This window comes from Variovorax sp. GW821-FHT09B01 (assembly GCF_059418345.1).
This window is the reverse complement of the sequence record NZ_JBWKPQ010000001.1, coordinates 1,502,777-1,513,876: the sequence shown is the minus strand read 5'-3', so window position 1 is coordinate 1,513,876 and position 11,100 is coordinate 1,502,777. Positions and strand designations below refer to the sequence as shown.

Sequence of the window (11,100 nt, the reverse complement as noted above, 5' to 3'; positions counted from 1 at the left end):
CGAAGGAGAAGAAGACCATGAGAGACAGGACCCTGCGTTCGCGCCTGCTGGCGCCGCTGTGCATCGCGCTGGCGCTGCTGCAGTCCACCCTGACGTACGCGCAATCCCAGCCATCCGTGCGCCTGAGCGGCCTGCAGGATGCGACGCTCGCGCGCCAGCAGGAGTTCTTTCCATCGACCGCGTTCGAGACCGTGCATGCGGGCGGCTGCGGCGTGATGGAGGGCATCGCCACCGCATCGGACGGCAGCGTCTATTTCACCGAGATCACGCGCTCGGTCGGCTGCAGCGATGCCAGGGGCGTGCAGGGCGGCCGCATCTGGGTGATTCCGCCGGGCGGCCGGCCGCGCGTGTTCCGCGAGCCCAGCAACATGGCGGCGGGCCTGGCCATCGATGCGCAGGACCGCCTGGTGGCGGCCGAGGGTGCCGACTTCGGCGGTCGCCGTGTGTCGGTGACCGACCTGCGCAGCGGCGAATACCGCGTGGTCGCCTACTTCCACGACAACCGGCAACTCAATGCGCCCAACGACGTGGCCATCGACCGCACGGGCCGCATCTATTTCTCCGACCTGCGGCTGTTCGGCCCCGAGACCATCGAGCAGCGCATCCATGCCGTCTACCGCCTCGACCCGCCGGTCGCGGGCAGCGGCGCCAAGGGCCTGTGGCCCATCGCCCGCATCCTCGGCGACAACGCCAAGGTCAACGGCGTCGAACTCTCGCCCGACGGGCGCACGCTCTACGCGGGCCTGTGCGACCCCGGCAGCAACGCGCTCGGCGAGCAGGGCCCGGCCCCGCTCGACCGCACCGGCTCGGGCGGCCTGCTGGCCTATGCGCTCGATGCCGCGGGCCAGCCCGGTGCGCCGCGCGTGCTGCTCGATCTCGAGAAGGCCGGCTGCGTCGACGGCATGGCCACCGACACCGAGGGCAATGTCTACCTCGCGCTGCCGTCCTCGCCCGGCGGGCCGGGGCTCTACGTGCTCACGCCCGCGGGCCAGCTCGTGGCGCGGCTCGTGCTGCCGAACCGCGAGAGCCCGGTGAACGTGGGCTTCGGCCGCGGCGCCGAGGCGAACATGCTTTACGTGGCGACCGTGGGCGTGGGCAAGGTGTACCGGCTGCGCGTGGGCAAGAGGGGATCGGTACCCGCGCCCTGAGGTCGAGGGCTCTCCTCAGGGCTGCGCCTGGCCGCGCGGCCGCATGCCGGTGGCGCGCTTGAAGGAACGCGAGAGCGCGAGCCCGTTCGAGTAGCCCACCTGCTGCGCCACCTGGTCGAGCGTGAGCCGCTGCTCCTTCAGCAGGCGCGCGGCGATGCGCATGCGCGTGTGGAAGAGGTAGCGCAGCGGCGGCAGGCCGAACTGCTGGCTGAAGCGCGAAGCGAAGGCGCTGCGGCTCAGGTGGCACAGCGCCGCCAGCGCATCGACGGTCCAGTTGCGCGCGGGATGCTCGTGCATCGCGAGCACGGCTGTCGAGAGCTGGCGATCGCGGCGTCCGGGCGCGGCCTCCAGTCCCACCGCATGGGCCGGGTCGGCGAAGTGGCGCGACAGCAGCATGCGCAGGATGCCGTTGATCGAAGGCCCCATCGCCATCGCATTGCCGGCGTCGAGGTCGGAGATCCAGCGCACCCAGTCGACCACGCGCGCATCCCCGGCGCCCTCGCCGGCCTTGCAGTGCACCACCTCGGGCAGCAGCGCCATCAGCGGGTGTTCCATCAGGGCGCTGGTCTCGAAGAAGCTGCCCGCGACGAGCGCGTCGTGCTCGGAGCCCACTGCATAGACACCGTGGCGGTTGCGAAAGCCCGCGCGCACCAGGTCCTCGATGCCGCGCGGCACGACCTGTTCGTCGCGAAAGACCAGGTGCACGCCGCCACGCGGCAGGAACAGGATGTCGCCCTTGTTCGCGAGATGAACCCCGTCGGCCATCCGCACGCGCCAGCCGTCGTCGCAGAACACGTACAGCGGCGCATGCGAGCGGCTGCGGACCTCGACCGCGTCGTTCGCCGCGCAGCGGTACTGGAAGCTCAGCACCGGCTCGAACCAGAGGCGTGCGATGAGCCGTTCGGTGTCGGGTGCGGTCTCGTGCGGGGCTGCGTGGTGGCGCCCGCGCTTGAAGGTCTTCGACATGCGAGGAAGAAATCGGAAAACAGCGGATGCTAGTGATCGCGCGCCTGCTTGACACTCCGCCGGAGGTCCTAGGGTGTCCTTTGCCGTGTTGGCCATTGGCGATAGGCCTTAGGGTGCGAGGATCAGCACCAGCGTCTGGCTCGGCGCGATGCGCGCGCCCATGGCGTTGGTGCTGTTCTGCATGGTGGTGCTGGTGAGGCGGGTGGCGGGCATGCCGTTGAACAGCACGGTGTTGGCGCCGGTCGTGTGCCGGCTCGGGCCCATCACGGTGCCGGAGGCCACGCCGAGCAGGACGCCGGCGTTGTCGCCGTTGGTCATCGGCGTGGTGGTGCCGAGGTTGTGTGCCGGTCCTCCCATCAGAAGGATCGTCGGACAGTTGGGAATGGCGGTGGGTCCGAGGGCCGTGTTCGGGTACGGCACCGGGATCGGCGATGGCGCGGCCGGCGTCATGCAGACGTCGGGAAAAGCCATGTCGGTTCCCATGAGCTGGCAGTTCGCGAACATGCGTCCTCACCCCAGATGGATCTGTCCGCCGCGCGCCTTCACCAGGCTGCTGCCATCGACCAGCGTATGTTGCGATCTGAGATGCATGACCGTGTCGGCTTCCAGTTCGACGTGGGCAGCGCTCACCCGATCGAGACCCGTCGTCGACCGGGTATAGGTCTCGCTGAAATGCTGCACCCGTGTCATGGCGCTCGATAGCGTGGAGGCTACGAGCTTGATGGTGCCGGCGATGAAGCGCAGTCCTTCGACGACGACGTGGGCGCGATCCGTCGTCAGCTCGAGCGATTGACTCGCCACGTGGACATCGTCGGCATCGATGGAGAACTTCGGAGCCTCGACGGAGAAATCCCCTCCGCGTACCGTCCATCGCACGGGCCCGCTGGACAGTCGCAATGGGGCCGCTTCTCCGTTTGCCGGTGCCGACGCGCGTGAGAGGATCGAGGTGATCCAGACACCCGAGGCTCCGGCATCGAGGCAGGACACCGTATCTCCCGGTTCAGGCAGCACCAGGCAACTGAACGATGCGCGCGCCTTCAGCGAGCGGTGGCCATCGAGCACCTGGAAAGAACCATCCTGGCTGTCGACGACCACGCCGGCATGCCAGTGGCCATTGGCGCGGTGAGACCTTCCTGCCCGGGGCGGGCGAGGCGTGCGGCGGAGCGTTGCGGTGGAGCGATTGAACATGGTCATGCGGTTGAGTGGGCTGTGAACAGTGCTGGTTTCCATTCGTCCGCACGCTGCAGCTCGGCATCGTGGGGCGCGGCTTGCGCACTCTCGACGCCGATTGCACCTCCCCATTGGACTCGGTGCAACGTGGATCGGTGAAGAACGGCTTGTGAGAAATCGGCTTGCATAAGCTGGGCGTGACTTAGGTCCGCGTGGCTCAGATCGGCGCCGACCCAGCGGCTCTGGGGCAGCTGCGCCTGCGCGAAATGCGCTTGCTGGAGATTCGCTCCGTCGAAGATCGCGGCCGGCAGATTTGCCGCGCTGAAGAGGCTTCGGGGAAGCTGGGCCCCGGTGAAGTCGGGATGGCTTCCGTGCGCATTGCAGAAGATGCTCATGGCCGCCTGGACTCGGCGGAAGGATGCGTTCTCGATCCTGGCGTCCTGGAAGTTGCATTGCTTGAGCACCGCATCGGAGAAATCGAAACCCGACAGGTCGGTTCCGGCAAACTGACAGCCTTCGAGGCGCATGCCCGAGAAGCGCAGGCCTGCAAGCCGCGATTTGAAGAACACCGTGTGGCGCAACCGCGCTGCTTCCCAGGAAGGACTGGTCAGTTCGCTCTCCTGAATGCTCGCGTGTTCGAGGTCGGCGCCGTCGAGCGATACGTCGTGCAACCGGCATTCGCCGAACACGGCGGATACGAGCCTGGCGTCGCGCAGGGAGCTTCCGGAGAGGTCGCAGCGCGACAGGGTCGCCATCGACAGCGAGGCCTGGCCCAGTTGGCCGTGTTTCAGGTCGCATGACGAGAAGGTGGCCCCTTGAAGCAAGGCTTGTCGCAGATCCACGTGCGTCATGGCGCATCGATCGAACACTGCGTGTCGCAGTCGCGCTCCCGTGAAAATGGCACCGCTCAGATCGCATCGATCGAACACGGCTTCGCGCAGGTCCGCGCCGCGAAAGTCGACCTGAGCCAGCCTTACCTGCGTGAACACGATCGCGCACAGGGATGCGCCCGCGTAGCTCTTGCCTCGCAGATCGCGTTCCGAGACCGCTTCGCTCATCGCCGCCGCGAGCACGAGCGTCTCCGGGCTCACCGCGAAACCTCCGTTTTGGACGCTTCACGCCGAGGCCACGTCCTGGCGCGCGCCAGCAAGGCGCCTTGCAATTGCACCGAGCCGTCGATCAGGATGTTGGAGAGATCCGCGCCGAAGAGATTGCTGTCCCGGAGGTCGAGGTTGCGCAGATCTGCTTTCTGCATAAGGCATTCGCGCAGATTGGCGCTTTGCCAGTTGCCGCCGCGAAGCGTTGCGCGATTCATCAGTGCGCCGCGTGCGTCCGCGGCGCGGGCGTCGCAACCCGCCAGGATCGCACCGGCGAGATTGGCTCCCTTCAGATCCGCCCTGACCAGGGATGCACCTTCGAGATCCATGCCGCCGAGATTGGCATCGCGCAGGACGGACTGGGCCAGGTTGGCGCCGCGCAACCGCGTGCCTTTCACGAAGGAGGCGTTGGGTGCCTGCACGGCCACCAACTGGGCGCCTTCGAGCTTGCAGTCGACGAACGAGCTCCCGCCGAGTCGGGCGCCGTTCAGCCGTGCGCTCGAGAGATCGCATTCGATGAAGGTACAGCCTCGGAGGTCGGCCTCTTCCAGCCGCAACGAGCGCAGGTCGAGCTTGTAGAAGGTCTGGCCGCTGGCTTCGAGCGCGCGGCCGTCGGCGGCGTTCCATGTCGTGTCCATCCACTGCGCGCCGGCGAGCTTCGCGCCGCGCAGTTGGCAGCGCTCGAAGTGGCAGTGCGCGAGGATGGCGTCCTGCAGGTCGGCGCCGTCGAACACGGCACCCACGAGGCCGGCGCGGCCAAGATTGGCGCCTCGAAACGAGGTGTTGATGGCAATGGCACCGTCCAGCCGGGCATGGGCCAGCACGGCATCAGCGAAATTGGCGCCCGAAAGGTTGCTGTGCGAGAAGTCGGCGCTCTCGAGATGGGCACCGCTGAAGTCGATGCCACTCAAGTCCATGTTGGCGAAGTTCGCGCCCGTAAAGTCCTGCAGCATGAAGCTTCGGAGGCCCAGTGCGTGAGCTCGTGTCATTTCCGAACGCAGCGACTGTGCTTCCTCTGCATTCATCGCCAGCGCCCTCGGCTGGACATGGGCCGACTGCAGATAGCCTTGCCGCTCCGCGTCCTCCTTCTGCAGGAGCTTCGGGAAGATCGCGGCCTCGTCGAAGGGCTTGCCTGTGGCGGCGAACAGCTGCTTGAGTTCGTCGCGGTGCTGTGCGGCGCGATAGCGCGGGGGCCCACGGTGGCCGTCCGAGAACAGTCGAATGCCCTGGGTTTTCTCGAGTTCGAGGGCCTTCTCGACCAAGGAGATCATGTCCTCGATGGCGGCCACTTGCTGCTCGCGGGATTCGAGGAGCTTGCGTTCCACGTAGGCGGTCAGTTCCGGCCCGGCGGGAACCGGATCAGGTTCGGGAACGCGCAGGCCCATGGCATCGGGGTCCTTGCCGAGCTTGCGGACTTCCTCGCGCGCCAGTTCCATGTCGACAGTGGCCCGGCGCCTTTCCGATTCCGCTTGGAGTCCGTCGCTGGCGAGTGCGGCTTTCATCGTCTCGGTCTCGGGATCGGAGCCGTCGAGGCCCTCGGGAAGAAGGTCCGCATCGTTCAAGGCGTGGAGCGCGCCGAGTTCCGGGTCGGCGCGCTTGGCCAATACGTCGAAGTAGTGCGCGTCATCACGGGCGGCGCCGATGCGTTCCACCGCGGCGAGCAACTCCACGACATCCACGGCGTCGTCCTCTCGCACCGGCGTCAATCCTTGAAAGATCAGGATCGCGCGTTCGACGTGCGGGAAGAACCAGACGGTGGTGAGGCGCAGGGGAACCTCGACGAGATCGTGGCCGTTGCCGGCATCGGAGCGCTTGCGCGCGAAGACACGCGCACGCAGGCCCGGGAGTCGGCCTTCGATGCATTCCCTGGTCGGATGCATGCCCTCCAGCCGGAAAATCTCGTCGCCCTCGAGAGGACCCTCCATCCATTGATCCGCCGGTGCCAGGTTGAAATGGCACCAATCGGTGTCTGGCGCGAAGCCCGGAGCATGCTCGCGCAGATAGTCATCGCCATACGTGCCCCGCAGCCGGGCCCGGTCGGGGTGCAGGGGATCGAGTGCGCCGAAGCCGACGGGCGCTGGACGCTGCCTGGGCGAGACGATGCGCTCGTCGGGGCTCTCGATGTTCGGCAGGCGGTGCAAACCCTCGATGGTTTGAGCACCGATGCCGCCCGGATTGGCCGGTACATCCGGTCCACCGAAAGACCGGGACCAAGACAGCGACAGCTTGTCGAAGGCCTCTGGAGCGCTCGGCGTGTTTCCATGCCAGTGCCGATCGCCGAAAACGAGCAGGGTTTTTTCGCGTGCGCCGAGTCGGGCGCGCACGGCTCGGGCGTGGCCGCCACCGGCGGGCGGATAGGCATGTCCGTGTACGAGAAATTCGGGTGTCAGTTTGGCGATGCCCTCGTCGATCAGAGGCGTTTCCATCTCGCGCGCGAGGAAGTCCCACATCGACTGTTCGCCCCAAAGACGTCCCCGCTCCCCCTGGTCAAAAGGTACGTGAAGCATCGCGCCGATCGAAAGCGCATGCGTCTTTCGGAACGTCAAGGGACGCGTGTTCAGGCTGATCTGCCCGGGCTTGACGACTTGCATTGGCATCAGTTCTTGGGCAGATCATCCGGGGTTGGCGGCTCGTCCTGCGGCGCCGCCGATGGAGGAGGTTGATCAGGCTTCGGTTCATGCGTGTGCTTGTCGGCGAACGAGCCGTGATAGGCTGCACCATAGAGATGGCCCGGGGGAGGTGCCTTGCGAGCATCGACATCATTCGGGTTCTCGACCTTGAGCTTGTTGACCCCGCCGTGATCGGAGAACACATCGATGCCGGTGCCCATGCTCAAGCCTGGAGTCAGCAAGAGTTTTCCGCCTCTCAAGCGCTCGTCGACGGCATCGGATAGCCTGTGCAGTCGATCCGCGAGGCCGGGGAGATCGTTCTTCCAGGCTTCTTCCGCAGCGTCGTGCAGTTCTTTCACCGCGTTCTTGTACTGAGTCAAGGTGGCCGCACCGTCTGCGAAGTGGTAGTACAAGCCGCCAATGGCCGTTGTGACCATTCCAAGAAGCGCCGCATGACCACCGTATTTGGGCATGTGGAACGTCTTCTCGTCGGATTCGCCCGCACCTTCGGGTGGCGTGATCGTGAAGAGCGTGCAGCTTTTCTTGAGAACGTTGGCTCTCTCGAGGCTGAGGCCCGCAACGGCGTCTTGTTTGAACCCAGCGGTGTTCTCCAGCCTGAGGCCGAAGAAATTCGAGAAGCTCATCCCCAGCGTGGTTTCTAGACAGAGCCCCCCGAACGATGTTCTGGCGATACCCATGTTTGCCTCGCTGTTGAGGCCCATATAGCCGCTGGAGTTGCTGCCGAGCACAGTTTGATTCGATCCGATCGAGGTCTCGTTAATGTCTCCGACGGCGAAGGTCTCTACATTGGTGTTGCTAACGACCTTTACCTGATTGGCGAGGAGCGTATAGGGCCCCGTTGGGCTGCTGACCACGGTGGAGTTGGATCCAGTCACGACGAAGTCGTAATGCGCCGCCTCGAAGCGAATGTTCCGCGCCTTGAACGAGTAGTCCCCGCCGACGGTGACCGTCTTGTTCCCGAGCACGTCGCGCGTCTCGTCGGCCCGCGTGATGTCCACGCGCTGCCCGCCGACGTCGACCTTCGAATTCTTCTGCACCGTGAGATTGCGGTCGGCGTCCACGAAGGCATCCTGCTTGCCCACCACGTGGTGCAACTGGTCCTTCTTGATCGTCTGCTTCTGCATGCCGTCGATGATCGAACGGTCGTTGTTCGCAACGTGCACCATGCGGTCGTGGCCCACCTGCTGCGTCTGGTCGTGGTCGACGGTCAGGGTCTGGTCGCGGCCGACGTAGGTCGCATCGTCGCGCTCCACCACCCGCCGCATGTCCCGCTCCGCATGCACAGACAACAGCTCCTCCCCCTTGCGATCCTCGAACTGGATCTCGTTGTAGTTGCTCGCATCGCCGCCGGGCGTGGAGCGCGTGCGAAAGCCGCTCTGCGTGGGCGACTTGTAGGGGATGGGCTGGTCGTCGTTGTAGACCCGCCCCACGATCACGGGCCGGTCGGGGTCGCCGTTGAGGAAGTCGACGATCACCTCCTGACCGATGCGCGGCGCGAAGTAGCCGCCCCAGCCCTTGCCGGCCCAGGGTTGCGACACGCGCACCCAGCAGGTCGACTTCTCGTTGCTCTCGTCGTAGCGGTCCCAGTGGAAGTGCACCTTCACGCGGCCGTGCTCGTCCACGTGCAGCTCGTCGCCTTCGGGGCCGACCACGATCGCGGTCTGCGGGCCGGGCATGGTCACGCGCGGCGTGAGGCGCGGCGGGCGAAACGGCAGCTGCATCGGCAGCACGGTGAGGAAGAACACGCAGACGCCGCGCTGCGCATCGTGCAGCGTGCGCTCGGTGCGGATCAGCTCGTCGAGCACGCCGTCCGCGCCGTCGTTGACCGCATCGCCCGCGATCAGGCCGCACAGCCGCTCGGCATGCCACTTGCGCGTGCGCTCGTCGTCGGCGCCTTCATGGCCCGGATGGGTGATGACGAAGCTGCAGGCGCCGATCAGGTGTTCGCCGCGCGCCAGTTCGGGCGCATCGCCCTCGAGCACGAAGCTGCGGCCCACGCCCACGTCGGGCCAGGTCGTCACGGCCCAATGGCGGTCGCGGCGCGCGATCAGTTCCTCGCCGCGGATCCTGGCCGTGGCCTCGGCGTGCTCGACGCTGAAGTAGTCGCCCGGGTATTCGAAGTCCTCGAACTCGGCGAGCTCGTGCTCGTCGGCGGCGTCGATGGTGGCGCCGATGTTCTTGCGGATGGCCTTGAAGTCGCTGTCGCGCGCCGCATGCTTGCCGGTGTCCAGCCGCTGCGTGGAGATCCAGCGCGTGATCTCGTTGAAGCGCGCCTCGCCCGCGACGTCGGTGTAGTGCAGCACCGGCGTGGCCGGCAGGCGCTTGTGCGCGACGAAGCTGGTGTCGGCGAGCTGCAGCCGGCCCGGCTCGTCGTGCGCGTCGAACCAGTAGTAGATGCCCTCGGCCTCGAGCAGCCGCGAGAGGAAATCGTGGTCGCTCTCCTGGAACTGCACGCAGTAGCGGTGCGGTTCGTGCGCGCCGATCACGCCGTCGGCGTTGGTCTTGCGGATGCGCCGCGCCGGGCTGTCCTCGAACACGCCGTTGAGCACGTCGAGCACCGGCTTGTCCTGGAAGATGCGCGAGTTGCGCCGCTTGGTCAGCAGCCAGAACCAGGAGCGCAGCGTGATGCGGTAGCGGTGGTAGCGCCCGGTGCGGCCTTCGCGCAGGAAGCGCACGGCGTGCCCGTGGCAGTGGCGGGTATGGGGGAGCTCATGGGCGTCGATGAAGTCGATGCCGATGTCGAAGGCGCGGCCCAGGATGTCCTTGGGTTGCACATGCCCGTTCTTCGACAGCACCGTGAGTTCGTAGACCGCGGCGCGCGACAGGCCCTCGTGGCCGATGAGGCTCCAGAACATGAGGTCGTTGGCGACGGGGGAGTCGGTGTCGATGTGGATGTCGTGCGTGTGCATGGGTCATCGATTGTTCGAAATCGGCGGGCGCGGCGCGATGGTCGTTCCGCTCGAATGGATGGCCGCGCGTCCTGCAATGGCCGCGAATTCCTCGGCCGCAGCCGTTCGTTTCAAGGTTTCATCCCCACGAGCCGCAGGAGATTGCCGCGCGCCACGAGTTCTCGCGCCTCGGGAGCGAGCTGGCCCAGGAAGTTCTGCACGCTCGCGAACTTCATGGCCTCGGCGTCGGCCGAGCGGTGGCTCGCGTCGGTGCCGATCAGGAAGCGGTGGGGCTGTGCCTCGATCAGCGCGAGCCATTCGGGCCAGACGTTCTGGCCGTCGCGCAGCACGGTGTAGTCGGGCGAGCGCGGATGGCGCGGCCAGGTGCGCGCGCTGAGTTCGTAGTGCAGGTTCGGATGCCGATCGAGCAGCCGCCGCGCGAGGAACAGCGGCGTGTAGCCGCCATGGGCCCAGATGACCGGCACGTCGGGAAAGCGCTCGAGCATCTGTTGCAGCTCGGCCATGCGCGTGGATTCCACGTGCACCATCACCGGCAGCCGGTACTTGCGCGCGAGCGCCATGATGCCGGTCATGGTCGCGCCAGTCGGGCTGTAGTCGGTCTCCGCGAAGCCCGATGCCGGGAAGTGCGCGGCCGAGATCTCGCCGATGCCCTTGTAGAGCCCGGTGGCCAGCAGCGCGTCGAGCTGCGCGAGCAGGGCTGGATCGTCGGCGCTCCAGCCGGGGCGGTAGATGCTGCGTTCGGGCGAGATCGAGGCGAAGGGGATCAGCCGGTCGGGATGGCGCTTTGCGGCCTCGGCCACCGAATCGTTGCTGCTGCGCCCGCCCCAGAACACCACGGCATGCGTGGCGCCCCAGCGGTCCATCAGCGCGAGCTGCATCGCGAGGTCGTTGAGATGCACGTGCGCGTCGGCGAAGGGGATCATCGGCGCGGCGGAGCGCGCATCGGGCAGCGGCGCGTTCTGCGACCAGGCCGGCAGGGCCGCGGCCCACAGCAGGCCCGCGCGCAGGCAGAGCGCGCGCGCCAGGCGGTGCAGTCGTCGTCGATCGGTCCAGTGCATGGCGTGTCCTCGTGCGGCGGGAGGGCCTTCGCCCCGGGGGAGATGCACGTTAAACGCGGGGAGAAGGAAAGACGGTCAGCGATTGGTAAGCGTCTGTCGAAAGAGATAGGGATTGGCCGTGG

8 protein-coding genes are annotated in these 11,100 nt (G+C 66.7%); 1 reads left to right on the top strand and 7 read right to left on the bottom strand.

Annotated elements, in window-relative coordinates; all coding sequences use genetic code 11:
• The first annotated feature begins 17 nt into the window (after positions 1–17).
• Entirely contained in the window at positions 18–1,148 is a 1,131-nt protein-coding gene (locus AC07RV_RS06670; protein WP_296786759.1) for an SMP-30/gluconolactonase/LRE family protein, read from the top strand.
• 15 nt (positions 1,149–1,163) lie between these two features.
• On the opposite strand, the gene AC07RV_RS06665 is transcribed toward AC07RV_RS06670, so the two are convergent.
• From AC07RV_RS06665 to AC07RV_RS06635, 7 genes are all read right to left on the bottom strand, one after another.
• Complete coding sequence (locus AC07RV_RS06665; RefSeq protein ID WP_296786756.1) at positions 1,164–2,114, bottom strand: helix-turn-helix transcriptional regulator; 951 nt, start codon at positions 2,112–2,114, stop codon at positions 1,164–1,166.
• A 108-nt stretch (positions 2,115–2,222) separates the two neighbouring features.
• A complete protein-coding gene (locus tag AC07RV_RS06660) occupies positions 2,223–2,618 on the bottom strand; it encodes a DUF4150 domain-containing protein (protein ID WP_296786753.1) in 396 nt (131 codons plus the stop codon).
• A 6-nt stretch (positions 2,619–2,624) separates the two neighbouring features.
• Positions 2,625–3,308, bottom strand: coding sequence for a DUF3540 domain-containing protein (locus tag AC07RV_RS06655; RefSeq protein ID WP_296786750.1), 684 nt, complete (start codon positions 3,306–3,308; stop codon positions 2,625–2,627).
• On the bottom strand, positions 3,305–4,375 hold the full coding sequence (locus tag AC07RV_RS06650; protein ID WP_296786747.1) for a pentapeptide repeat-containing protein: 1,071 nt from the start codon (positions 4,373–4,375) through the stop codon (positions 3,305–3,307). Before AC07RV_RS06650 ends, AC07RV_RS06655 begins: the two co-directional genes overlap by 4 nt.
• Positions 4,372–6,972: a DUF2169 family type VI secretion system accessory protein gene (locus AC07RV_RS06645; RefSeq protein ID WP_296786745.1), complete on the bottom strand. Its 2,601-nt coding sequence runs from the start codon at positions 6,970–6,972 to the stop codon at positions 4,372–4,374. The genes AC07RV_RS06650 and AC07RV_RS06645 overlap by 4 nt, the downstream gene beginning before the upstream one ends.
• Positions 6,973–6,977: 5 nt before the next feature.
• Positions 6,978–9,920 carry a type VI secretion system Vgr family protein gene (locus tag AC07RV_RS06640; RefSeq protein ID WP_296786741.1) on the bottom strand — a complete coding sequence of 981 codons (2,943 nt, stop codon included), beginning with the start codon at positions 9,918–9,920 and terminating at the stop codon, positions 6,978–6,980.
• A 110-nt stretch (positions 9,921–10,030) separates the two neighbouring features.
• Positions 10,031–10,978, bottom strand: coding sequence for an amidohydrolase family protein (locus AC07RV_RS06635; RefSeq protein WP_296786739.1), 948 nt, complete (start codon positions 10,976–10,978; stop codon positions 10,031–10,033).
• Positions 10,979–11,100 lie beyond the last annotated feature (122 nt).